This is a genomic window from Streptomyces sp. NPDC005266, assembly GCF_040607655.1.
Classification (GTDB): domain Bacteria; phylum Actinomycetota; class Actinomycetes; order Streptomycetales; family Streptomycetaceae; genus Streptomyces.
Map to the genome: position 1 here is coordinate 127,301 of NZ_JBEXHC010000017.1, position 22,611 is coordinate 149,911.

A 22,611-nucleotide genomic window follows, 5' to 3' on the forward strand; every position below is an offset into this window, starting at 1 on the left:
ACGCGGCACGGGGCGGAGAGGCCACGGCACGCCGGTACCCCGGGCGACGCGGCACGGGGCGGGGACGCCACGCGGGGTACGCCGTCGAGGGACGCGGAGGCGACGGCACGCCGGTACGCGGGGGACGCGGCACGGCGGTGCGGCCGACGCGGCGCGGGATCCGGCACATGCGCGCGGGGGCTGGATGGCGTCGGGGCGCTTGTCGATGAGCGGCGTCAGATCCGGCACATGCGGGGGCTGGATGAGGTTGACCATCTGTTCGGGCGCATGCTTCACTGCGGAGCGTGACTGACACCTGCCTGCCGCGCTTCTGGCGGAGGGTCCATCTGGACCTCGTCCGCTACGCGGGCTGTGTGTGTCGTCCGTCCTGTTGATCCGCCTTTACTCCCGCGCGGCCCGGCCGCGCCTCTTTCGCGATCATTCAGGACGGTCTTCGTGCCCGACGTACGCACTTCCTCCTCTGCTTCCCCGCGCTCTTCCGCGGACGCCGCAGCGCGCCCCGCTTCCGGCGTCGCCGCCGCGGCCGGCGCCGCTCCGCCCAGCGCCGACGAGCTGCTCGACTTCGCCCGCGGCGCCGCCGCCGACACCACGCTCGTCGCCTCGCTTCCGCTCGATCCCGAGGGCCGCACCTGGCTGCGGCTGGAGGGTCCGGGCGGCAGCGAGGCTTGGCTGATCGGATGGCCCCCGGGCACCGGCACCGGCTGGCACGACCACGGCGGCTCGCATGGTGCCTTCGTCACGGCGGCCGGTGAGCTGAACGAGCAGTCACTCGCCGCGCGGCTGCCCACCGATGGCTGGAAAACCCTTGAACTGGCCGATGACGTGGACCGCGACCGACGGCTGCCCACCGGGCAGGGCCGGGCGTTTGGGCCGCATCATGTCCATGAGGTGATCAATCCGTCGCCCACCCGGCATGCGGTGTCCGTGCACGCCTACTACCCGCCGCTGCCGCTGATGAGGCGTTACAGCCGCACCGGTCAGGTCTTGCGGCTGGAGCAGGTCGAGCGGCCCGAGGAGTGGGGATAACGAGATGAGTGTGACCAAGCGGAGCGTGGACGAGCTGCTGGCCGAGGCCCGCGAGGGTCTCGACCGGCTCGGCCCTCTCGATGCCGCGGCGGCGCAGGCCGCGGGCGGGCTGCTGGTGGACATCCGGTACGCGGCGCTGCGGGATCGCGACGGCACGATCCCGGGGGCGCTGATCGTGGAGCGGAACGAGCTGGAGTGGCGGCTCGATCCACAGTGCGACCACCGGCTGCCCGAGGCGACCCACCACGATCTGCGGGTCGTCGTGGTGTGCAACGAGGGGTACGCGTCGAGCTTCGCCGCGGTCTCGTTGCGACAGCTGGGCCTGGCCCGCGCGACCGACCTGGTCGGCGGCTTCCAGGCCTGGCGCGCTGTGGGCCTGCCGGTGCGTTGGCCTGCGGCGCATTTCGGGGATCGCCCCACCTGGTCACCCGACGCGAGAGCCGACCGACCGTCGTGACTGCCGGGGCCCCGCACGGGCAGCGCCGTCACTCGTGACGGCTGCGACCGCCGGTGTGCCCAGGCGTACCGCCGGTGTGCCCAGGGGTATTGATCCGCAGCACCCTCGCCGGCGGCGGCTCCGGAGAGCCTGAGGCCACGCGGGCCACCGCTCAGACGTCGGGCAGATGGTGCTCCAGCAGCTCCGGATCCTCCCCCTCCTCCTCCAGGGCGCGGCGCACCACCCGCAGCGCCAGACCCTCGGAGTAGCCCTTGCGGGCCAGCATTCCGGCGAGGCGGCGAAGCCTCTTCTCCCGGTCGAGGCCGCGGGTCGCCCGGAGCTTGCGCTCGACCAGCTCCCGGGCTGTCCGCTCCTCCTGATCGGCGTCGAGCTGCCCCATGGCGTCGTCGATCAGCACGGAGTCGACCCCCTTGGTCCGCAGCTCACGGGCGAGGGCCCGGCGGGCGAGCCCCCGGCTGTGATGCCGGGACTCCACCCAGGCGCCGGCGAACGCCGCGTCGTCGATCAGCCCGACGTCTTCGAACCGGGACAGCACCTCCTGCGCCGCGTCATCGGGGATGCCCCGGGTCCGCAGCGCGTCCGCGAGCTGCTTACGGGTGCGCGGGGTCCCGGTGAGCAGGCGCAGGCAGATGGCCCGCGCCTGCTCCTCCGGGCCGAGCGGCGACCCCTGCTCGGCCCTCGACAAGGAGGGGGTGCCGCCGTCCGGACGGTCCGGGCGCTCCGGACGGCCCGCACCGTCCGGCCAGTCGGTCCGCCGTGTCATGGATCAGCTCTTGGCCGCGGCGGTCTTGGCCACCTTCGCCCCGGACTTGGCCGCCAGGGCGGGCGCGGCCTTCACCGGTACGGCGGCCACGTCCGCGGCACCCGCCGCGTCCGCGCCGGGCTCGGCCGGGGCCTCGGGCTTGACGCCGATGCCGAGCTTTTCCTTGATCTTCTTCTCGATCTCATCCGCCAGATCGGGGTTGTCCTTGAGGAAGTTGCGGGCGTTCTCCTTGCCCTGCCCCAGCTGGTCGCCCTCGTAGGTGTACCAGGCGCCGGACTTGCGGATGAAGCCGTGCTCGACGCCCATGTCGATCAGACCGCCCTCGCGGCTGATGCCGTGGCCGTAGAGGATGTCGAACTCGGCCTGCTTGAAGGGTGGCGCGACCTTGTTCTTGACGACCTTGCAGCGGGTGCGGTTGCCGACCGCGTCGGTGCCGTCCTTGAGGGTCTCGATGCGACGAATGTCGATGCGGACCGAGGCGTAGAACTTCAGCGCCCGGCCACCGGTCGTCGTCTCCGGGGAGCCGAACATGACACCGATCTTCTCGCGCAGCTGGTTGATGAAGATCGCGGTGGTCTTGGACTGGTTGAGCGCGCTGGTGATCTTGCGGAGCGCCTGGCTCATCAGCCGGGCCTGGAGACCGACGTGGGAGTCGCCCATCTCACCCTCGATCTCCGCTCGCGGCACCAGGGCGGCGACGGAGTCGATCACAATGAGGTCGAGGGCGCCGGAGCGGACCAGCATGTCCACGATTTCGAGCGCCTGCTCGCCGTTGTCCGGCTGGGACAGGATCAGCGAGTCGGTGTCCACGCCCAGCTTCTGCGCGTAGTCGGGGTCGAGGGCATGCTCCGCGTCCACGAAGGCGACCGTGCCACCCGCCCGCTGGGCGTTGGCCACCGCGTGCAGGGTCAGGGTCGTCTTACCGGAGGACTCCGGACCGTAGACCTCCACCACCCGGCCGCGGGGCAGACCGCCCACGCCGAGGGCGACGTCGAGAGCGGTCGACCCGGTGGGGATGACCTCGATGGGCTCGTTCGGCCGGTCGCCCATGCGCATCACGGCGCCCTTGCCGAATTGCCGTTCAATCTGCGCGAGCGCGGCGTCGAGCGCCTTCTCGCGGTCGTTTCCTGCCATGGGCTCCACCCGGTTTGCTTGAGTCGATCGCTTCACGTCCACGACGCTAGCGCCTGCCACTGACAAGCGGCCCGAACGTCCTCGGCCTGTGGATAACCCGGCCGGACCTCCATGAGAATGGATGTTCGATTTTTGTGTCAACTACGCCGCGACAGCGCGTTCCGCATCCGCGCGAGTGCCGACGCCCCGCGCCGCCGTGCCCGCCCGTGCACCCGCGGATCGTCCGTGACGTCGTAGCGCTTGATGTACGCACCGAGGAACGCCTGCAGGGTCGCGGTGGCCGGGATGGCGATCAGCGCGCCCACCGCGCCGAGCAGCGCGGTGCCCGCTATCACCGATCCGAAGGAGACGGCCGGATGGATGTCCACCGTCCTCGAGGTGATCCTCGGCTGCAGCAGATAGTTCTCGAACTGCTGGTAGATCACGACGAAGCCCAGCACCCACACCGCGTACCAGGGGTTCACGGTGAACGCGATCAGCATCGGCAGGGCACCCGCCAGATAGGTGCCGATGGTCGGGATGAACTGCGAGATCATCCCCACCCAGACGGCGAGCGCCGGCGCGTAGGGCACGCCCAGGCTCTCCAGCAGGATGTAGTGGGCGACCCCGGAGATCAGCGCCATCAGCCCGCGTGAGTAGATGTAGCCGCCGGTCTTGGCGACCGCGATCTCCCAGGCGCGCAACACCTCGACCTGCCGGGTCGGCGGCAGTACGGAGCACAGGGCGCGGCGCAGCCGGGGGCCGTCGGCGGCGAAGTAGAAGGCGAACAGGGCCACCGTGAGGACCTTGAACAGCCCGCCGAGCACCTGTGTGGAGATGTCCAGCACATTGTCCGCGCTGTTCTTGACGTAGCTCTGGAGCCAGTCGGAGTGCAGCAGGCTGTCCTGGATCTCCAGACGCGACAGATGCGTATGGAACGTCTCGTTGATCCAGCTGACCACCTTGTCGAGGTACTGGGGGAAGTCCTCGACCATGGTCGTGATCTGGTCGGCGAGCATCGAGCCGAGCAGGGTGAAGAAGCCCGCGGCGCCGACGAGGATGCCGAGGAAGACCAGCCCCGTGGCGAGCCCCCGGCGCATACCGCGCGCGGCCATCCGGTCCACGGCGGGCTCTACGGCGAGTGCCAGGAAGAACGCGATCAGGATGTTCAGCAGCAGCCCTGTCAGCTGGTCGAAGGCCCAGGTGGCCAGCCGGTAACAGGCGACCAGCGCAAGCGCGAGCACCATGGCGCGCGGCAGCCAGCGCGGCATGCGCGCGGGTGGATCCTGAGGAGCCGCGGAGGCCCGACCAGCGGTCGGGGTGTCGTCGGCGTCGGGCGAGAGCGTCTCTTCGGTCGGGGCCACGGGGCAAGTGTGGCGTACATCGGCCGGGGAAATCCGGCCACCCCTGGATCCCGGTCGCTCGGGCGGTCGCGGACCGCTCAGCGCTTGCTTTCCGGGATCTCCATCGCGGCGCACACCTGGCGCCAGACGTCCTTGGTGTCCCAGCCGGCCTCGAGCGCCTCGTGCACGGTCCGGCCGCCGAGTTGGGACATCACATGATCACGCGCGAAGGAGTCGGCGTAGGTGTCGCCGAAATGGTCCGCCATCCGTTGCCAGAAGTCCGTCAACCGCATGTGACCAGTATCGCGCTCCCGGGGTGCACCGGGGCGTGAGGCCCCTACCGGCGGTGTTTTCCGGCCTACGGTCTGTCCATGGATCGATCCGCAAGCCTCCCCTCCTCGCCGTCGTCGCCCCCGGTCGCCTCGGCCGCCTCGGCCGCCTCGTCGTCGAATTCCCTGCTGTCCCGCGCCGAGCGGTTCGTCTGGCTGACCGCCCGGGTGCTGGAGCAGCGCAGATTCGCCTATCACTTCCGGGGCGCCGGCGCCGAGGCGGTGGAGACCGCGCTGGCCGCGTACCTGGGCCCCGACGGGGGCTACGGCCACGCGCTGGAGCCGGATCTGCGCGGCCCGGTGAGCCAGCCGCTGCACGCCGCGCACGCCTTACGGGTGCTCGACGGGATCCGGCGCTGCGGCGGGCAGCGGGTGGAGCGGCTGTGCCGCTATCTGACGGCCGTCTCCACCCCGGACGGCGCGCTGCCCGCGTGCCACCCCTCGTCGCGCGGCTATCCGGTGGCTCCCTGGATCCCGCTGGCGGACGATCCGCCGAGCGCTCTGCTGACCACCGGGCCAGTGGTGGGGCTGCTGCACCGCAACGAGGTGTGGCACGCCTGGCTGTTCCGGGCCACGGACTTCTGCTGGACGGCTGTCGCGGCGCTGGAGGAGGGCGCTCCGGCGCATGCGTCCGAGGTGGCGGCGGCCGTCGCCTTCCTGGACGGCGCGCCGGACCGCACGCGCGCCGAGGCGTCGGCCGAGCGGCTCGGCCGCCGGGTGCGCGAGCAGCGGCTGGTGGTGCTGGACCCCAAGGACACCAAGGACACCAAGGACACCGAAAACACCGGGAACACCGGGAACACAGCCGCCTGCCCGCTGCCGCCGGGGCACGGCCCCGGTGAGTACACCTATGCGCACGATGTCGCCCCTACGCCCGGCTCGCTCGCCCGCCGCTGGTTCACCGACGCCGAGGTGGAACGGTCGCTGGACTTCCTGGCGGCCGCGCAGCGGGAGGACGGCGGCTGGCCCGTGCGCCGGCGGCCCTGGACCCCGGCGACGGCGCTGGAGTGGCGGCCGGTGGTCACGGTGGAGGCCCTGCTGACGCTACGGGCGTACGGCCGGGTGGTCTGAGGGCCGCACCCCGCCGTCCGGGCGGATCACAGGGCCCGGACGGCGGCGGTGACGACGACGGCCACGGCGACCACCACCAGGAAGGGAGCGCGCAGCACCAGGGCGAGCGCCGCCGCCCCGAGCCCGGCCGCCCGTGCGTCCAGGACCAGATGATGGCCGTCGCTGAAGGTCTGCTGGGCGGTGAGGGCGGCCAGCAGGGCCACGGGGAGCAGCGCGGCCAGACGTCTGACGAGCGGGCGCTCCAGGGCGCCCGCGGGCACCGAGAGGCCCAGCAGCTTGACGAGGTAGCAGCCCGCCGCGGTGATGCCGATGGCGATCCAGGTGGTCATCGGGCGTCCCCCGGCTCCGCGTCGCGCGCCAGTCGCCCCCGCACCATCAGGACGGCGGGGGCGGCGAGCGCCGCCACCAGGACCGGGACCCCGGCGGGCAGCACCGGCTGGCAGAGGAGCACGAGCAGGACGCCGAGCCCGGCCACGGCCCGTTCGACCGTGCCGCTGAGCATGGGGGCCAGCAGGGCGAGGAAGACGGCGGGCCCGGCGGCGTCCAGGCCCCAGGCGTCGGTGTCGCCGAGCGCCGACGCCCCGAGGGCGCCGACCAGCGTGGTGAGGTTCCACAGGACGTACAGGGTCAGCCCGGTGACGGTGAAGCCGAGCCGCGCCGTGCGCCGGTCGGGCTGGGCGAGAGCGACAGCCGAGGTCTCGTCGATGACCCAGTGGGCGGCCAGGGGGCGCACCGCCCGGCGCAGATCCAGGAGGCCGGACAGCCGCAGCCCGTAGAAGGCGTTGCGCACCCCGAGGAAGAACGCCCCGGCCGCGGCCGTGTACGGATTGCCGCCCGCGGCCAGCGCACCGACGAGGGCGAACTGCGACGCCCCGGTGAAGACGAGCAGGCTGAGCGCGCAGGTCTGCAGCAGGCCGAGCCCGGCGCCCGCCGAGGTCACCCCGAAGGCGAAGCCGGAGAGCCCCACGGCGATGCCGACGCCCAGGGCGTCGCGTACGACGGTCGAGTCCGCCGGGGGCGCAGCGGGGCCGCTTCGTATGTGAATCTGATCTGCCACATCGTGTTCTGCCACATTGCACACGCTAGGAGAGCAGGTCGGGAGCGGTCTTGTACGTTCTTGCGCGCTCCCGTCGGTAGGCGCCCGGTGGCACTCCGACGATGCGGGTGAAGTGGCGGGTCAGATGCGACTGGTCGGTGAAGCCGACGGCCACGGCCGCCTCGGCGGTCGCTGCCCCGGCGTCCAGGAGGTGCCGGGCCCGGCGGACCCGGGCGTCGGTGAGCCAGGTGTGCGGCGGCATCCCGTAGGCGGCGCGGAAGGCGCGCAGCAGGGCGAAGGGGCCGGTGCCCAGCTCGGCCGCCAGCCGTTCCAGGGACGGCGGGTCCGTCATGCGCTCCTCGAGGATGGCGCGGGCGCGCACGGCCATCCGCGTGCCCGCGCTGTGCGCCGTGCGCGCGGGGAGCGGGCCGCCATGGTCGCGCAGGAGACGGGCGACGGCGATGCGCAGCAGACTGTCGGCGGCGAGCGCATCGCCTTCCTCGGCGGCCCGGTGCACCTCGGTGACGAGCCGGACGGCCTGCGGATCGTCGACGACGGGGGCCCGGAATCCGGCGGTGCCGCGGATCGTGGTCGTCTCGGCCGCGATGTCGGCGACCAGCTCCGCTGCCGGATACAGCGCGCTGTACGTCCACCCCTCGGGCACTCCGGCCCGCCCGGTGTGCGGGGTGTCCGGGTTGATGAGCGCGAGCCCGCCGGGCCCTGCCCGCTCGACGTCGCCGCGGTGATGGAACTCCTCCACACCCGCGGTGATCGCCGCGATCACAAAGGTCTCATGGGTGTGCCGGACGAAGGTCTTGCGAATGTAGCGGGCACGCAGCAAGTCCACGCCCGGCAACTGCGGGTACCGCCAGTGCCGCGCCCGTTCCCCGTTGTCCATGACACCATTGTGCGCCCCGTCCAGACCCCTCTGACCTGCGGCTCCGCCCATTGTCAGTGGTCAGGTGCACGATGGAGGGCATGGCAGGTTCGGCACTCGACGGTTTCTCCCCGGCCACCCGCGGGTGGTTCACGGGCGCCTTCAGCGCGCCCACGGCCGCGCAGGAGGGTACGTGGCGGGCGATCGGCGAGGGGTCGGACGTGCTGGCCGTCGCGCCGACCGGCTCGGGCAAGACCCTGGCCGCCTTCCTGGCAGCCCTGGACCAGCTGGCCGCCGAGCCGCCGCCCGCCGACCCCAAGAAGCGCTGCCGGGTGCTGTACGTCTCTCCGCTCAAGGCCCTGGCGGTGGACGTCGAGCGCAATCTCCGCAGCCCGCTCACCGGTATCCGCCAGGAGGCCGTGCGGCTGGGCTTGCCCGAGCCGGAGATCAGGGTGGGCATCCGGTCCGGTGACACCCCCGCCGCCGAGCGCCGCGCCCTGGCCAACCGGCCGCCCGACATCCTCATCACCACCCCCGAGTCGCTGTTCCTGATGCTCACCTCAGCCACCCGGGAGGCGCTGCGCGGCGTGGAGACGGTGATCCTGGACGAAGTGCACGCCGTCGCCGGGACCAAGCGCGGCGCCCATCTCGCGCTGTCCCTGGAGCGGCTCGACGAGCTGCTGGAGCGCCCCGCCCGGCGGATCGGGCTGTCCGCGACCGTGCGGCCGGTGGACGAGGTGGCCCGCTTTCTGTCGCCGCGGCGGAAGGCCGAGATCGTCCAGCCGCCCTCGGGCAAGGAGTTCGACCTGTCGGTGGTCGTCCCCGTGGAGGACCTGGGCGAGCTGGGCGGCTCCCCCGTCCAGGACGGGGAGAAGGGTGAGCGGCCGTCCATCTGGCCCCATGTGGAGGAGCGGATCGCCGATCTCGTCCAGGCCCACCGCTCCACGATCGTCTTCGCGAACTCCCGCCGCCTGGCCGAGCGGCTGTGCAACCGGCTCAACGAGATCGCCTATGAGCGGGCCACCGGGGAGGCGCTCCCCGAGGACCACTCCCCCGCCGAGCTGATGGGAGGGTCGGGAGGGGCCTCAGGCGCGCCCTCGCTGCTGGCCCGCGCGCACCACGGCTCGGTGTCCAAGGAGCAGCGGGCCCTGGTCGAGGAGGACCTGAAGGCCGGGCGGCTGCCCGCCGTGGTCGCCACCTCCAGCCTGGAGCTCGGCATCGACATGGGCGCGGTGGACCTGGTCGTCCAGGTCGAGTCGCCGCCGTCGGTGGCCTCCGGTCTGCAGCGGGTGGGCCGGGCCGGCCACCAGGTGGGGGCGGTCTCCACCGGCGTGGTCTTCCCGAAGTACCGCGGCGACCTCGTGCAGGCGGCGGTGGTCACCGAGCGGATGCGCCAGGGCGCCATCGAGTCGCTGCGGGTGCCGGCCAACCCCCTGGACGTGCTCGCCCAGCAGCTCACCGCCATGACGGCCATGGACACCTGGGACGTGGACGAGCTGCTGGCGCTGGTCCGCCGCGCCGCGCCCTTCGCCTCGCTGCCCGAGTCGGCGTACACCTCGGTCCTGGACATGCTCGCGGGCCGCTACCCCTCCGACGCCTTCGCCGAGCTGCGGCCGCGTCTGGTGTGGGACCGGGTCGCCAATACGGTGACCGGGCGCCCAGGTGCACAGCGGCTCGCGGTGACCTCCGGCGGCACCATCCCCGACCGCGGTCTGTTCGGCGTCTTCCTGGCCGGCGCGGACCCCAAGAAGGGCGGCGGCCGGGTCGGCGAGCTCGACGAGGAGATGGTCTACGAGTCGCGGGTGGGCGATGTGTTCACCCTTGGCACCACTTCCTGGCGGATCGAGGACATCACCCGCGACCGGGTCCTGGTGTCCCCCGCCCCCGGCGTCCCCGGCCGGCTGCCCTTCTGGAAGGGCGACCAGCTGGGCCGCCCCCTGGAGCTGGGCCGGGCGCTGGGCGCGTTCCTGCGGGAGGTCGGGGCGCTGGCTCCCGACGACGCCCGGCTGCGGCTGCTGGCCGCCGGTCTCGACGCCTGGGCCGCCGACAATGTCATCGCCTACCTCGACGAGCAGCGGCGCGCCTGCGGCCATGTGCCGGACGACCGCACCCTCGTCGTGGAGCGGTTCCGCGACGAGCTGGGCGACTGGCGCGTGGTGGTCCACTCCCCCTTCGGCGCCCAGGTGCACGCCCCCTGGGCACTCGCGCTGGGGGCGCGGCTGTCCGAGCGGTACGGCATCGACGCCCAGGTCATGCACGCCGACGACGGCATCGTGCTGCGGCTGCCCGACGCCGACATGATGGGCCTCGACCTCCTCGACACGGACCCGCTGCGCCAGAGCACGGCGTACGACACCGAGCAGTCGCCCGTCGGCGCGGCCGACGTCGCCTTCGAGAAGGGCGAGGTCGGGCAGATCGTCACCGACCAGGTCGGGGGCTCCGCCCTGTTCGCCTCCCGGTTCCGCGAATGCGCCGCCCGCGCCCTGCTGCTGCCCCGCCGCGACCCCGGCAGGCGCACCCCGCTGTGGCAGCAGCGTCAGCGGGCCGCGCAGCTCCTCCAGGTGGCCAGCGAGTTCGGGTCCTTCCCGATCGTCCTCGAGGCCGTCCGCGAATGCCTCCAGGACGTCTTCGACGTGCCGGGCCTCACCGAGCTGATGGGGGACATCGAGGCCCGCCGGGTCCGGCTGGTGGAGGTGACCACCCCCGAGCCGTCCCCGTTCGCCCGCTCGCTGCTCTTCGGCTATGTGGCCCAGTTCCTGTACGAGGGCGACTCCCCCCTCGCCGAGCGCCGCGCCGCCGCCCTCTCCCTGGACTCGCGGCTGCTGGCCGAGCTGCTGGGCCAGGCCGAGCTGCGCGAGCTGCTCGACGCCGAGGTCCTGGCCGAGCTGGAGCGCGAGCTGCGGTGGCTCAGCGAGGACCGCCGGGTCAAGGACGCCGAGGGCGTCGCGGACGTCCTGCGGCTGCTGGGCCCGCTGACCGACGCCGAGCTCATCGAGCGCGGCGCCGAGCCGGCGTGGGCGGAGGAGCTGGCGCGGGCCAGGCGCGCCATCCGGGTCCGGATCGCCGGCGAGGACCACTGGGCGGCCATCGAGGACGCGGGGCGGCTGCGTGACGCGCTCGGCACGGCGCTGCCCGTCGGCGTCCCCGAGGCGTTCACCGAACCGGTCAAGGATCCTCTCGGCGATCTGCTGTCCCGCTACGCCCGTACCCACGGCCCGTTCACCTCCGCCCAGGCCGCGGCCCGCTTCGGCCTCGGTGCGGCCGTCACCGACGGTGCGCTGCACCGCCTCGCCGCGAGCGGCCGGGTCGTCCAGGGTGAGTTCCATCCCGCCGGCATCGGCCAGGAGTGGTGCGACGCGGCCGTACTGCGGCGGCTGCGGCGCCGTTCGCTGGCCGCCCTGCGCCATGAGCTGGAGCCCGTGCCGCCCTCGGCGCTCGCCGCCTTCCTTCCCCAGTGGCAGCATCTGGGCACCCACAGCCTGCGCGGCATCGATGGGCTGGTGCGCGCGATCGAGCAGCTCCAGGGCGCGCCGGTCCCCGCGTCCGCCCTGGAGAAGCTGGTCCTGCCCTCCCGGGTCAGCGACTACACCCCGACAATGCTGGACGAGCTCACCGCCGCCGGGGAGGTCGTCTGGGCCGGGGCGGGGGCGCTGCCCGGCAAGGACGGCTGGGTGACCCTCCATCTCGCCGAGAACGCGCCGCTGCTGCTGCACACGCCGCATCCGCTGGAGATGAGCCCCCTCCACCAGGCGGTGCTCGACGCCCTGGCCGGCGGCTACGGCCTGTTCTTCCGCCAGATCGCCGACCAGGTCCGCGCCGCCGGGCACGAGTTCCAGGACCCCCAGCTCGCGGAGGCCCTGTGGGACCTGGCCTGGTCCGGCCGGGTCACCGGCGACACCCTCGCGCCGCTGCGCTCCCTGCTGGGCTCCGGCCGTACTGCGGGCTCCACCGCCCACCGCGCCAAGCGCACGGTCCCCCGGGGGCGCTACGGCGGGCTCTCGGGCCGGGCCGCCCGTCCCACCGCCTCGCGCGGCGGGCCGCCCACCGTCGCCGGGCGCTGGTCCCTGCTGCCGGAGCGCGAGCCCGAGCCCACCCACCGTGCGCACGCCCTGGCGCACACCCTTTTGGACCGGCACGGTGTGGTCACCCGCGGGGCGGTCGCCGCCGAGGGGGTCGAGGGCGGCTTCTCCGCCGCCTACCGGGTGCTGTCCGCGTTCGAGGAGACCGGCCAGGCGCGCCGCGGCTATGTGATCGAGGGGCTGGGCGCGGCACAGTTCGCGATGGACGGCGCGGTCGACCGGCTGCGCGCGGTCAGCACCGCCCGCGACCGCGCGGCGGCCCCCGCCGGCTTCGACGGTCAGCCCGGGGGCGCGTCGCAGCGCATCGTGGTCCTCGCCGCGGCCGACCCCGCCAATGCCTATGGCGCGGCCCTCCCCTGGCCCGATCCGCCCGCGGACGCGAGCCACCGGCCGGGGCGCAAGGCGGGGGCGCTGGTGGTGCTGGTCGACGGGGAGCTCGCCCTGTATATGGAGCGCGGCGGCAAGACCCTGCTCGCCTGGCCCGCGGGCGAGGCGGAGGCCGCCTCCCCGGAGGACGACGACAGGCTCCGGGCCGCGGTCGAGGCGCTGGCCCGGTCCGCCCGTGCGGGCGCCCTGGGCTCGATCACCGTCGAACGGGTCAATGGCGCCCAGGCGCTCTCCTCGCCGGTCGGCCGCATCCTGGAGGCCGCGGGCTTCCATCCCACGCCCCGCGGCTTCCGCCTACGTCCCTGAAAGGGCCCGGTATGCCCGAAGGAGACACCGTCTGGCAGGCGGCCCAGCGCCTGCACGGGGCCCTCGCGGGCTCGCTGCTCACCGGCTGTGATCTGCGCGTTCCCCGGTTGGCGACCGCCGATCTCACCGGCCGCCGGGTCATCGAGGTCGTCTCGCGCGGCAAGCATCTGCTGACCCGCGTGGAGGGCGGGCTGACCCTCCACTCCCATCTGCGGATGGACGGCGCCTGGCAGGTGTACGGCCCCGGCGAGCGCTGGCGCGGCGGCCCCCGCCACCAGATCCGTGCCATCCTCGCCACCGCCGAGCGGACCGCCGTCGGCTACCGCCTCCCCGTCCTCGAGCTGCTCCGTACCACCGACGAGGACCGGGTGGTCGGCCATCTCGGCCCCGATCTGCTCGGCCCCGACTGGGATCCGGACGAGGCATTGCGCCGGCTGCTCGCCGATCCGTCCCGGACGCTGGGCGAAGCGCTGCTGGATCAGCGCAACCTCGCGGGGATCGGCAATGTCTTCAAGTCCGAGATGTGCTTCGTGCTGCGCCTCTCCCCCTGGCTGCCGATCGGCCAGGTCCCCTCCCCCGAGCGCCTGGTGACCCTCGCCAAGGAGCTCCTGGAGGCCAACCGGAAGGGGCCCGGCCGCGTCACCACAGGCCAATCGCGCCCCGGCCACCGGCTGTGGGTGTACGGGCGCCCGGGGCGCCCCTGTCCACGCTGCCGTACACCGGTGCGCGTCGCCGATCAGGGGCGTGCGGGCCAGGAGCGGACGACCTTCTGGTGCCCGAGCTGTCAGCCGGAGCCGCCCCAGCGGTGATCCTCTCGGCGTCTCCGGGCGTACCACCGCATATCGGCGGGCCACCGCTTCCGGGCCCGCCGGTCCTGGGCCTCCGGGGCGAGGGGCCGCAGTGGACCGGCAGCAGGCTAAGCCCCCAGCCGCCCACCGCTAACGCCCCCTCAACCGGACCGGTCTCCCCCGGCTGCACCACCAGCCGTATGACAGACCACCACCACACACTGCCGAGGGCGAGCGCCAACACCCATCGGATGGGCCTTCGGCCCCGGGTGCCGGTCCCTCCCACGGCTGCCATGACTGCCTCCTTCGGGCGACGCTAGACGCCTGTTCGCAGGCGGCGGGAGGGCGCACAGGAGGACACGTCAGCGCGTGTCGGACGCTCGCGCTCCACCAGTCTGCCCAGCCGGGCCGCGCGGCGCACCCAGAGCGAAGCGCCGGGACGCCTGTCAGCCGCCGTTCTCCGCCTGGAACATCCAGTGATGCTTCTCCAGATCCCGGGTGACCTCGATGAGGATGTCCTGCGTCACCGGGTCGGGCTCGTCGGTCGCGGCGATGCGCTCCCGCATCCGCGTGATCACGGCCCCGAGCGCGTCCACCAGAATCCGTACGGCTTCCTTGTCCTCTGTCCAGCCGTCCTTGACGGTGTCGACCGCGCTGGTCGCGGAGACCGTCTGGGCCCGGCCGTCGGGAGCCACTCCGATCGCCGAGGCCCTCTCCGCCACCGTGTCGGCGTGCTCCCTGGCGGTCGCCACGACCTCGTCGAGCTGCAGGTGAACCGTGCGGAAACGCGTGCCGACGACCGTCCAGTGGATCTGCTTGCCAACCAGGTGGAGGTCGACGAGGTCAACGAGGGCGCCCTGCAGCGCATCGCTGACGATCTTGAGGTTCTCCTCCGCGAGCGGGCTCTTCACCACAGACATCCACTTCCTCCAATACGACCGTTTGGCCCCCCTTGATTACCTCTCTCCATCAGGCAGGGTGACCCGAAAGCGGCCGCACAAACATCGAGCCCCGGTCGGATGGACACCGACCGGGGCTCGCAGAGGTTTCTGAGTTCGTGAAGGCTCTCAGGCCGCCACCACGTCCACGGCTTCTGCGCCGCTGGGCGCCTTGATGGTCACCCGCTCCTCCGGGACGCCCGTCACGGACGACACGGAGACGGAATTGAGCACAGGCCGCATCGGCGCGGGCACCTTCTCGGTCGCCGCGGCCGACTCCGCCAGCTCCGCGAGCGACAGCTCATCGCTGACCTCGCGCATGACCTGCGACATCCGTACCTCCAGGGCGTCGCAGATCGCCGACAGCAGCTCGGATGAGGCTTCCTTCTGCCCTCGCTCGACCTCTGACAGATAGCCCAGCGACACTCGGGCGGAGGAGGAAACCTCGCGCAGAGTACGGCCCTGACGCTGGCGCTGCCGGCGCAGCACGTCACCCAGCAGGCGACGGAGCAGAATCATCGCTGGCTCCCTCCTCGGACCTCGGATCCGGATCCTTCTCGCCCCACCGTACCGCCTCCGGCTGCGCCCGTGCGGGGAGCGATGTCGTGTTCACTCAGGGCTGCAAACATCAAATCTCGCCGTATTGTTCCGTATCCTGTGCCCCCGCCGTTGCGATCAATTCGCTGAGCAGCAGCTTGACTGCGGCATGGACGCTCTGTGCACGGATTCCGGCGCGATCTCCCTCGAACCTGAGCGAGGCCCCGGTCACCCTGTCCGAGGGCCCCGCGACAGCCACGTGGACGGTGCCCACGGGCCGGCCGTCCTGCGGTGTGGGACCGGCCACACCGGTGGTCGCCACGCCCCAGTCGGCGCCCAGCGCACTCCGTACGCCCCGGGCCATCTGCCGGGCGACCTCCGCATCGACCGCCCCGCGCTCGGCCAGCAGGGCGGCGTCCACACCCAGCAGCCGGTGCTTGAGCTCGGTGGCGTACGCGGTCACGGAGCCGCGGAAGGAGCGGGACGCGCCGTCCACGGCGGTCAGCGCCGCGGCCACCAGACCGCCGGTGAGCGACTCGGCCACGGCCACGGTCTGCCCGCGCCGCTCCAGCAGCGCCAGCACCTCGGCCGCCGTGCCCCGGCCGGACTCCGTCGCGCCGGGGGCCGTCCCGCCGCCCGCCGCCGCGCCGCCACTCACCGGGCGGCCTCCTCCGCCGCACGGCCGGCCCGGCGCAGCACGAGCGCCTGCCGGACGTAGTCGAGACCGGTGACGACGGTCAGCGCGACGGCCACGGCCATCACCCAGAACCGCAGCGTGGCCAGCGGCCCGGTGAGCGCCAGGATGTACATCCCGACCGCCGTGCCCTGGACGAGAGTCTTCAGCTTTCCCCCGCGGCTGGCCGGGATGACACCGATCCTGATCACCCAGAACCGCATCAGGGTGATCCCGAGCTCACGGAAGAGGATCACGCCCGTCACCCACCAGGGCAGATCGGACAGGGCCGACAGACAGATCAGCGCCGTACCCATGATCGCCTTGTCCGCGATCGGGTCGGCGATCTTGCCGAAGTCGGTGACCAGGTTGTACCGGCGGGCCAGATGGCCGTCGAACAGATCGGTGATCATGGCGATGGCGAAGGCGGCCCACGCGAAGGCGCGCCAGGCCGGGTCGTACCCGCCGTTGTGCAGCATCAACAACACGAACCCCGGTACGAGGAGCAGTCGCACCATGGTGAGGATGTTGGCGATGTTCCACAATCCGGCGGGCCGGACGGCCGCGGCCGGACGGTGGTGGCCTCCCGCGGCGGAGGCCGGGACGCCGGTCATCTGGAAGCCTCCTTGGTACACCCGCCGCCGCCCTGCCGCTCCAGCGGCTCAAGCGGCTCCGCGACGAGGTCCACTCCCTCCGTCGCGACCACCTTCGCCTCGACCATGCGGCCCACCTCCGGTGTTCCGTCGGTGCTCAGCAGCGTCTGGCCGTCGGTCTCCGGCGCCTGGTGGGCGCCACGGCCCAGGACGGCCCCGGTGTCGTCGATCTCCTCCACCATCACCTCGACGATCTCGCCGAGCCGCTCCTCCGCCCGCTGGGCGGTGAGCTCCTCAGCGAGGCGCGAGATGTGCTCCAGGCGCTCGGCGACCACATCGGGGTCGACCTTGTTCTCGTAGCCGGCGGCCTCGGTGCCGTCCTCGTCCGAGTACCCGAAGACGCCGATCGCGTCCAGGCGCGCCTCGGTGATGAAGCGCTCCAGCTCGGCCAGGTCCTCCTCGGTCTCGCCCGGGAAGCCGACGATGAAGTTCGACCGGGCGCCCGCCTGCGGCGCCTTGCCTCTGATCGTCTCCAGCAGCTCGAGGAACCGGTCGGTGTCCCCGAAGCGCCGCATGGCCCGCAGCACGCCCGGCGCCGAGTGCTGGAAGGACAGATCGAAGTACGGTGCGACCTTCTCGGTCGAGGTCAGCACGTCGATCAGCCCGGGGCGCATCTCGGCGGGCTGCAGATAGCTGACCCTGATCCGCTCGATGCCGTCCACCGCGGCGAGCTCCGGCAGCAGCGTCTCCAGCAGCCGGATGTCCCCGAGGTCCTTGCCGTACGAGGTGTTGTTCTCGGAGACCAGCATGATCTCCTTCACACCCTGCTCGGCCAGCCAGCGGGTCTCGCCCAGCACATCGGAGGGGCGGCGCGAGATGAAGGAGCCGCGGAAGGACGGGATGGCGCAGAACGAGCACCGACGGTCGCAGCCGGAGGCCAGCTTCACCGAGGCCACCGGGCTGCTGCCCAGTCTGCGGCGCAGCGGGGCCGGGGGCCCGGAGGCGGGGGCCACACCGGCGGGCAGATCCTCGGGCGGGGTGTCCTGGGCGTGGCCGGGCAGCGCCACGGTCGAGGCGCCCTGCCGCTCGGCCGGGCTGATGGGCAGCAGCTTGCGGCGGTCGCGCGGGGTATGGGAGGCGTGGACGCCGCCGGAGAGGATGGTCCGCAGCCGATCGGAGATATCGGCGTAGTCGTCGAAGCCGAGCACCCCGTCGGCCTCGGGCAGCGCCTCCGCCAGCTCCTTGCCGTAGCGCTCGGCCATGCAGCCGACGGCCACCACGGCCTGGGTGCGCCCGTGGTCCTTCAGGTCGTTCGCCTCCAGCAGGGCGTCGACCGAGTCCTTCTTGGCGGCTTCGACGAAGCCACAGGTGTTGACGACGGCCACGTCCGCGTCGGCGGCTTCCTCGACGAGCTCCCACCCGTCCGCCGCCAAGCGGCCTGCGAGCTCCTCCGAGTCCACCTCGTTACGGGCGCAGCCAAGGGTGACAAGGGCGACAGTGCGGCGTTCGGGCATGGACTCAGACTACTTTGTCGAAAGCCCTGCTCCTGCTGGCAGGGCTCCCGGCCGGTGGCGGCTCAGCCCGCCTCGGGGTCACCCTTGGTGTAGCTCAGCCGCTGGACGGCGCCGGTGGTGCCCACGTTCCTCACTTCCTTGCCGTTCACAAACAGCTTGATCGCCCCGGCGTTCCCGAGCACCAGGTCGATGCGCTTGCTGTCGGTGAACGTCTTGGAGTCGCCCTGCCGCAGCACCCCCTCGCCGATCAGCCGGCCGTTGTGGTCCTGGGCGGAGACCCAGCTCTGGCCGCGCTCGGCGGTCAGTTTGACCGTGACCTTGTCCGCCGGGACGCCCGCGATGGCGCTGTCGGACGGCTCGGGCTTCGGCGGGGCGGGCTTGGTGGGGGCGGCGCTGTTGGTAGGGGCGGACGCGCTGGGCTTGGGCGACGCGGAGTCCTCGGCGACCGTCCCGCCATCGCCCTTGTCGCCGCCGCTGAAAAGCGTGAAGCCGACGAATCCGACGACGGCGACGATGGCGGCGACCATCGCGGCCGTCCAGTTGGGGCGGCGGGGCTCGGGACGGATCCGCTCGGCCTCGAACAGCGGCGCCGGCGCGGTCGGCGTGGGCCGACCGCCGTGTTCGGCGTCGAACTGCGCGATCAGACTGTCCGGGTTGAGGCCGACGGCGCGGGCGAGCACACGGATGTGCCCCCTGGCGTATACATCGCCGCCACAGCGCGAGTAGTCGTCCTGCTCGATTCCCCGCACGATGGGGGTGCGCACCCGGGTCGAGGAACTGACCTCGTCGACGGTCAGCCCTGCGGCGCTACGGGCCTGCTGGAGGGCGCGACCGACGGAAGGCCGGTCGTCTTCGGGAGAGTTGCCGATGGACACGGGGGCGCCTTTCGAGCGTGAGCCACCTGCTGGAGGTTCAGTCTAGGGGTGGGGCGAAAGGGTCGGGCAAGCGGGAGGACGGACTTTGTCCGCCATCGGGATTGCGGTCCGATCACGATTAGGAGGCCTCACTCCGCCACCTCCCTCAACTTGACGTCTCGGCAGGGGAAACGGTTGCCTGCCGAACCCTTACGAGTGAGCCTTACCGCGGATCACGTCGAGCACTCCATCCAATTCCTCCGGCTTGACGAGCACATCGCGCGCCTTGGAGCCCTCACTCGGTCCGACGACCCCGCGCGACTCCATGAGATCCATCAGCCGCCCCGCCTTGGCGAAACCCACCCGCAGCTTGCGCTGAAGCATGGACGTCGAGCCGAACTGGGTGGAAACCACCAGCTCAGCGGCCTGGCACAGCAGATCGAGATCATCGCCGATGTCCTCGTCGATCTCCTTCTTCTTCGCCGTCCCGACCGTCACGTCGTCGCGGAAGACGGGCGCCATCTGCTGCTTGCAGTGCGCGACGACCGCCTCGACCTCGCTCTCGGTGACATAGGCGCCCTGCATCCGCACCGGTTTGTTCGCACCCATCGGCAGAAAGAGGCCGTCGCCCTTGCCGATCAGCTTCTCGGCGCCGGGCTGGTCCAGGATCACGCGGCTGTCGGCCAGCGAGGAGGTGGCGAAGGCGAGCCGCGAGGGCACATTGGCCTTGATCAGACCGGTGACGACGTCCACGGAGGGACGCTGGGTCGCCAGCACCAGATGGATACCGGCGGCCCGGGCGAGCTGGGTGATGCGCACGATCGAGTCCTCGACGTCGCGCGGTGCGACCATCATCAGATCCGCCAGCTCGTCGACGATCACCAGCAGATACGGATAGGGCCTCAGCTCCCGCTCGCTGCCCTCGGGCTGCTTCACCTTGCCGCTGCGGACCGCCGCGTTGAAGTCGTCGATATGGCGGAAGCCGAACGCCGCGAGGTCGTCGTAGCGCAGATCCATCTCCCGCACGACCCATTGGAGCGCCTCGGCGGCGCGCTTGGGGTTGGTGATGATCGGTGTGATCAGATGCGGAATGCCCTCGTACGCGGTCAGCTCCACGCGCTTGGGGTCGACCAGCACCATCCGCACATCGTCCGGAGTGGCACGCGCCATGATCGATGTGATCAGGCAGTTGATGCACGACGACTTGCCCGAACCCGTCGCACCCGCCACCAGCACATGCGGCATGGTGGCCAGATTGGCCGCCACGAAGCCGCCTTCGACGTCCTTGCCGAGGCCGACGAGCATCGGATGGTCGTCGCCGACGGAGGCCGCCGAGCGCAGCACATCCCCCAGGTTCACCATCTCGCGGTCGCTGTTGGGGATTTCGATGCCCACCGCCGACTTGCCGGGGATCGGGCTGATGATCCGCACATCGGGACTGGCAACCGCGTACGCGATGTTCTTGGTCAGCGCCGTGATCCGCTCGACCTTCACGGCCGGGCCCAGCTCCACCTCGTAGCGGGTGACCGTCGGGCCGCGGGTGAAGCCGGTGACGGCGGCGTCCACCTTGAACTCCGTGAACACCTTGGTCAGCGCGTCGACGACGGCGTCGTTGGCGGCGCTGCGCGTCTTGCCCGGACCGCCGCGCTCCAGCAGGTCGAGCGAGGGCAGCGCGTAGGTGATGTCGCCGGCGAGCTGGAGTTGCTCGGCGCGCGGCGGCAGCGGCTCGCTCGCCTCGGTGGCGGGCCGGGTGAGATCGGGGACGACCGAGCGCTCCGGCTCCTCGGCACCGTCCGTACGGCCCTTCCCGCCCGCCGCCGTCCCGGGGACCTTCCCGGGCGCCTGGTCGGCGCGCGCGGTCGGCACCGCGCCACTGCCGTCGGCGGTGTCGCGCTCCCCCGAGATCCCGCTGCTGAGCCCGGCGACGAGCGGCGAGGGGTGCACGCCGTGCAGAACGGCGCCGTCGAGCGATGCGGCAGCGGCGGCCGCCACGTCCACGGCGTCCATGGGACGGTCCGGCGCGGGCTGCGCGGACGACGCGCGGCGCGGTCGCCGGCGCTTGCGCAGCGCCTCCTCCTCGGCCTGCTCCGGGCCGTCCGGGCCCTGCGGGGCCGATGAGGTCCTCCGAGGCCGCCTGCCAGGCGTCTCGCGCCACTCCTCGGCGCACTCGGCGTCCGCGGCGTACAGTCCCTCGTCGTCCTCCACCAGGCCGAGCCTGATGCCCAGCTGCCGCAGCCGCTGCGGGATGGCGGCGACCGGAGTCGCGGTGACGACCAGCAGCCCGAAGACGGTGAGCAGTACCAGCAGCGGTACGGCCAGCACCGCGCCCATCGCGTAGATCAGCGGCGTGGAGACGCCCCAGCCGATCAGACCGCCCGCGTCCTGTATCGCCTCGGTGCCCTGGCCGCGCCCCGGCGCCCCGCAGGCGATGTGCACCTGCCCGAGGACGCCGATGACAAGCGCCGACAGGCCGATGACGATGCGTCCGTTGGCCTCCGGCCGCTCGGGGTGGAGGAACAGCCGGCCGGCGATGGTGCCCAGCAGTATCGGCACGATCAGGTCGAGACGGCCGAAGGCACCGGTGACCAGCATCTCCACCAGATCGCCGACGGGCCCGTCCAGCTGGGACCAGGTGCCGGCGGCGACGATCAGGGCCAGGGCGAGCAGCAGCAGCGCGCTGCCGTCCTTGCGGTGGGCCGGATCGAGTCCCTTGGCGCCCCGTCCTATGCCGCGGAACAACGCCGCGACGGTGCGCGCCAGGCCCATCCACACGGCGCGCACGGCGCGGTAGACACCGCTGGTGGGATTCGGCGCCGGCGGCGGAACCTTGCGCGGGGCGGCCTTCTTCGCGGGCGCGGCGGCCTTCTTGGCGGGCACCCTCTTGGCCGCCGCCTTCTTCGGGGGGGACTTCTTCACGGCGCCTCCGGGCTGCCCGGCGCGCTTCTTCGAGGTGCCCGCCGTGCTCTGGGAACCCTTGCCGGACGTACGAGAGGCCATGGGGCGAGGTTACCCGCGTCCGCCGTACGGAGCACGTATCGCGGGGGTATCAGGCACCACTGACGTCACACCCGGGTCGCACACCGGCGAAGCGTCGAGCCGTCCGTGACGACACGTCAAAGGCGTGGTGACCGGTCGGCGGCGAACGACCGGGGGCGAGGCGGCGGTGACCGCTCAGTTCTGCTCAGTTCTGCGAGGGGACCTGACCGGCTCCGCTGCCGGCGCCCGGCTCCAGCGCGTCCAGCGCGCGGCGCAAGCCGGTGAGTTTGCGCTCCAGATGGGCCGCGGTGGCCACGGCGGCGGCATCCGCCGACTCGTCCAGCTGCTTGGACAGCGCCTCGGCCTGCTCCTCGACGGCGGCGAGCCGCGCGGAGAGCTCGGCGAGCAGCCCCGCCGACTCCTTGGCCTCCCCGGCGGGCTGGCCGCCCTCCAACTGCAGTCGCAGCAACGACGCCTGCTCCCGCAGCTGGCAGTTCTTCATGTAGAGATCGACGAAGACCGAGACCTTGGCTCTGAGCACCCACGGGTCGAACGGTTTGGAGATGTAGTCCACCGCGCCGGCCGCGTAGCCCCGGAAGGTGTGGTGCGGACCGTGGTTGATCGCGGTGAGAAAGATGATCGGGATGTCGCGGGTCCGCTCCCGGCGCTTGATGTGCGCCGCGGTCTCGAACCCGTCCATGCCCGGCATCTGGACATCCAGCAAGATGACCGCGAAGTCATCCGTCAGCAGCGCCTTGAGCGCTTCCTCCCCTGACGATGCCCGCACCAGGGTCTGATCGAGCGCGGAGAGAATGGCCTCCAGCGCCAGCAGATTCTCCGGCCGGTCATCGACCAGGAGGATCTTGGCCTTCTGCACCATGCCCCGTCCTCCTCGTCCCGGCTTGGGGTCTCCCCAGCTCGAAGAGCCGGGGGAAGCACCGGGCGCCGCCC

At 72.2% G+C, this 22,611-nt stretch carries 21 protein-coding genes and 1 pseudogene; 6 read left to right on the top strand and 16 right to left on the bottom strand.

The features are described from left to right. The first annotated feature begins 284 nt into the window (after nucleotides 1-284). The 3 genes from ABZU99_RS25915 to ABZU99_RS25925 all read left to right on the top strand — a co-directional run bounded on the left by ABZU99_RS25915 (nucleotide 285) and on the right by ABZU99_RS25925 (nucleotide 1,483). Nucleotides 285-374 (top strand): putative leader peptide, encoded by a 90-nt coding sequence (locus ABZU99_RS25915; protein ID WP_309471148.1) that lies wholly within the window; start codon nucleotides 285-287, stop codon nucleotides 372-374. Nucleotides 375-435: 61 nt separating this feature from the next. After that, nucleotides 436-1,026: a cysteine dioxygenase gene (locus ABZU99_RS25920; protein WP_355952724.1), complete on the top strand. Its 591-nt coding sequence runs from the start codon at nucleotides 436-438 to the stop codon at nucleotides 1,024-1,026. Nucleotides 1,027-1,030: 4 nt separating this feature from the next. Continuing rightward, nucleotides 1,031-1,483, top strand: a complete 453-nt coding sequence (locus ABZU99_RS25925) for a rhodanese-like domain-containing protein (protein WP_355952722.1) — start codon at nucleotides 1,031-1,033, stop codon at nucleotides 1,481-1,483. 151 nt (nucleotides 1,484-1,634) lie between these two features. On the opposite strand, the gene recX is transcribed toward ABZU99_RS25925, so the two are convergent. The 4 genes from recX to ABZU99_RS25945 form a co-directional block, all read right to left on the bottom strand. Then, nucleotides 1,635-2,246 (bottom strand): recombination regulator RecX, encoded by a 612-nt coding sequence (gene recX, locus ABZU99_RS25930; RefSeq protein WP_355952719.1) that lies wholly within the window; start codon nucleotides 2,244-2,246, stop codon nucleotides 1,635-1,637. Between the two features lie 3 nt (nucleotides 2,247-2,249). After that, nucleotides 2,250-3,389: a recombinase RecA gene (gene recA / locus ABZU99_RS25935; RefSeq protein WP_355952798.1), complete on the bottom strand. Its 1,140-nt coding sequence runs from the start codon at nucleotides 3,387-3,389 to the stop codon at nucleotides 2,250-2,252. A gap of 128 nt (nucleotides 3,390-3,517) precedes the next feature. Then, the gene (locus ABZU99_RS25940; RefSeq protein ID WP_356049699.1) at nucleotides 3,518-4,723 is read right to left on the bottom strand and encodes an AI-2E family transporter; all 1,206 of its coding nucleotides are present in this window, start codon (nucleotides 4,721-4,723) and stop codon (nucleotides 3,518-3,520) included. Nucleotides 4,724-4,800: 77 nt separating this feature from the next. Further along, nucleotides 4,801-4,995, bottom strand: coding sequence for a DUF3046 domain-containing protein (locus ABZU99_RS25945; RefSeq protein WP_355952714.1), 195 nt, complete (start codon nucleotides 4,993-4,995; stop codon nucleotides 4,801-4,803). A 78-nt stretch (nucleotides 4,996-5,073) separates the two neighbouring features. On the opposite strand from ABZU99_RS25945, the gene ABZU99_RS25950 reads away from it, so the two are divergent. Beyond that, nucleotides 5,074-6,102 carry a hypothetical protein gene (locus ABZU99_RS25950; RefSeq protein ID WP_356049697.1) on the top strand — a complete coding sequence of 343 codons (1,029 nt, stop codon included), beginning with the start codon at nucleotides 5,074-5,076 and terminating at the stop codon, nucleotides 6,100-6,102. Nucleotides 6,103-6,128: 26 nt separating this feature from the next. Here ABZU99_RS25950 and ABZU99_RS25955 read toward each other — a convergent pair whose 3' ends face one another. Genes ABZU99_RS25955 through ABZU99_RS25965 form a run of 3 tightly spaced genes read right to left on the bottom strand, consistent with a single transcriptional unit; the run spans nucleotide 6,129 to nucleotide 8,036 of the window. Further along, nucleotides 6,129-6,431, bottom strand: a complete 303-nt coding sequence (locus ABZU99_RS25955) for an AzlD domain-containing protein (protein ID WP_355952708.1) — start codon at nucleotides 6,429-6,431, stop codon at nucleotides 6,129-6,131. Beyond that, entirely contained in the window at nucleotides 6,428-7,159 is a 732-nt protein-coding gene (locus tag ABZU99_RS25960) for an AzlC family ABC transporter permease (RefSeq protein WP_356049695.1), read from the bottom strand. Before ABZU99_RS25960 ends, ABZU99_RS25955 begins: the two co-directional genes overlap by 4 nt. A 25-nt stretch (nucleotides 7,160-7,184) precedes the next feature. Continuing rightward, a complete protein-coding gene (locus ABZU99_RS25965; protein WP_356049693.1) occupies nucleotides 7,185-8,036 on the bottom strand; it encodes an AraC family transcriptional regulator in 852 nt (283 codons plus the stop codon). 80 nt (nucleotides 8,037-8,116) lie between these two features. Here ABZU99_RS25965 and ABZU99_RS25970 point away from each other — a divergent pair, with 80 nt between their 5' ends. Together ABZU99_RS25970 and ABZU99_RS25975 are read left to right on the top strand one after the other, a co-directional pair. After that, nucleotides 8,117-12,787: an ATP-dependent helicase gene (locus ABZU99_RS25970; RefSeq protein WP_355952699.1), complete on the top strand. Its 4,671-nt coding sequence runs from the start codon at nucleotides 8,117-8,119 to the stop codon at nucleotides 12,785-12,787. Nucleotides 12,788-12,798: 11 nt separating this feature from the next. Further along, nucleotides 12,799-13,596: a DNA-formamidopyrimidine glycosylase family protein gene (locus ABZU99_RS25975; protein WP_355952696.1), complete on the top strand. Its 798-nt coding sequence runs from the start codon at nucleotides 12,799-12,801 to the stop codon at nucleotides 13,594-13,596. A gap of 82 nt (nucleotides 13,597-13,678) precedes the next feature. Here the strand turns inward: ABZU99_RS25975 and ABZU99_RS25980 are convergent. The 9 genes and pseudogenes from ABZU99_RS25980 to ABZU99_RS26020 all read right to left on the bottom strand — a co-directional run. Beyond that, nucleotides 13,679-13,870, bottom strand: a pseudogene (locus ABZU99_RS25980) (hypothetical protein); the annotation flags it as partial. Between the two features lie 151 nt (nucleotides 13,871-14,021). Further along, nucleotides 14,022-14,495, bottom strand: a complete 474-nt coding sequence (locus tag ABZU99_RS25985; RefSeq protein WP_355952693.1) for a DNA starvation/stationary phase protection protein — start codon at nucleotides 14,493-14,495, stop codon at nucleotides 14,022-14,024. A 147-nt stretch (nucleotides 14,496-14,642) separates the two neighbouring features. Then, nucleotides 14,643-15,032: a helix-turn-helix transcriptional regulator gene (locus ABZU99_RS25990; RefSeq protein WP_355952690.1), complete on the bottom strand. Its 390-nt coding sequence runs from the start codon at nucleotides 15,030-15,032 to the stop codon at nucleotides 14,643-14,645. Between the two features lie 109 nt (nucleotides 15,033-15,141). Then, nucleotides 15,142-15,633 (bottom strand): CinA family protein, encoded by a 492-nt coding sequence (locus tag ABZU99_RS25995; protein WP_355952795.1) that lies wholly within the window; start codon nucleotides 15,631-15,633, stop codon nucleotides 15,142-15,144. 71 nt (nucleotides 15,634-15,704) lie between these two features. After that, nucleotides 15,705-16,337, bottom strand: coding sequence for a CDP-diacylglycerol--glycerol-3-phosphate 3-phosphatidyltransferase (gene pgsA / locus ABZU99_RS26000; protein ID WP_355952687.1), 633 nt, complete (start codon nucleotides 16,335-16,337; stop codon nucleotides 15,705-15,707). Further along, nucleotides 16,334-17,830 carry a 30S ribosomal protein S12 methylthiotransferase RimO gene (gene rimO / locus ABZU99_RS26005; RefSeq protein WP_356049690.1) on the bottom strand — a complete coding sequence of 499 codons (1,497 nt, stop codon included), beginning with the start codon at nucleotides 17,828-17,830 and terminating at the stop codon, nucleotides 16,334-16,336. Before rimO ends, pgsA begins: the two co-directional genes overlap by 4 nt. Before the next feature lie 62 nt (nucleotides 17,831-17,892). After that, nucleotides 17,893-18,705: a helix-turn-helix domain-containing protein gene (locus tag ABZU99_RS26010; RefSeq protein WP_355952680.1), complete on the bottom strand. Its 813-nt coding sequence runs from the start codon at nucleotides 18,703-18,705 to the stop codon at nucleotides 17,893-17,895. 189 nt (nucleotides 18,706-18,894) lie between these two features. Continuing rightward, on the bottom strand, nucleotides 18,895-21,681 hold the full coding sequence (locus ABZU99_RS26015; protein ID WP_356049688.1) for a DNA translocase FtsK: 2,787 nt from the start codon (nucleotides 21,679-21,681) through the stop codon (nucleotides 18,895-18,897). 184 nt (nucleotides 21,682-21,865) lie between these two features. After that, a complete protein-coding gene (locus ABZU99_RS26020; protein WP_356049686.1) occupies nucleotides 21,866-22,540 on the bottom strand; it encodes a response regulator in 675 nt (224 codons plus the stop codon). Nucleotides 22,541-22,611 lie beyond the last annotated feature (71 nt).

Coding starts and splice junctions, on each gene's coding strand:
- ABZU99_RS25925 (WP_355952722.1), top strand. CDS start 1,031: ATGAGTGTGACCAAGCGGAGCGTGGACGAGCTGCTGGCCGAGGCCCGC.
- ABZU99_RS25945 (WP_355952714.1), bottom strand. CDS start 4,995: ATGCGGTTGACGGACTTCTGGCAACGGATGGCGGACCATTTCGGCGAC.
- rimO (WP_356049690.1), bottom strand. CDS start 17,830: ATGCCCGAACGCCGCACTGTCGCCCTTGTCACCCTTGGCTGCGCCCGT.
- ABZU99_RS26015 (WP_356049688.1), bottom strand. CDS start 21,681: ATGGCCTCTCGTACGTCCGGCAAGGGTTCCCAGAGCACGGCGGGCACC.
- pgsA (WP_355952687.1), bottom strand. CDS start 16,337: ATGACCGGCGTCCCGGCCTCCGCCGCGGGAGGCCACCACCGTCCGGCC.
- ABZU99_RS25990 (WP_355952690.1), bottom strand. CDS start 15,032: ATGATTCTGCTCCGTCGCCTGCTGGGTGACGTGCTGCGCCGGCAGCGC.
- ABZU99_RS25970 (WP_355952699.1), top strand. CDS start 8,117: ATGGCAGGTTCGGCACTCGACGGTTTCTCCCCGGCCACCCGCGGGTGG.
- ABZU99_RS25950 (WP_356049697.1), top strand. CDS start 5,074: ATGGATCGATCCGCAAGCCTCCCCTCCTCGCCGTCGTCGCCCCCGGTC.
- ABZU99_RS25975 (WP_355952696.1), top strand. CDS start 12,799: ATGCCCGAAGGAGACACCGTCTGGCAGGCGGCCCAGCGCCTGCACGGG.
- ABZU99_RS25965 (WP_356049693.1), bottom strand. CDS start 8,036: ATGGACAACGGGGAACGGGCGCGGCACTGGCGGTACCCGCAGTTGCCG.
- ABZU99_RS25985 (WP_355952693.1), bottom strand. CDS start 14,495: ATGTCTGTGGTGAAGAGCCCGCTCGCGGAGGAGAACCTCAAGATCGTC.
- ABZU99_RS26020 (WP_356049686.1), bottom strand. CDS start 22,540: ATGGTGCAGAAGGCCAAGATCCTCCTGGTCGATGACCGGCCGGAGAAT.
- recX (WP_355952719.1), bottom strand. CDS start 2,246: ATGACACGGCGGACCGACTGGCCGGACGGTGCGGGCCGTCCGGAGCGC.
- ABZU99_RS25955 (WP_355952708.1), bottom strand. CDS start 6,431: ATGACCACCTGGATCGCCATCGGCATCACCGCGGCGGGCTGCTACCTC.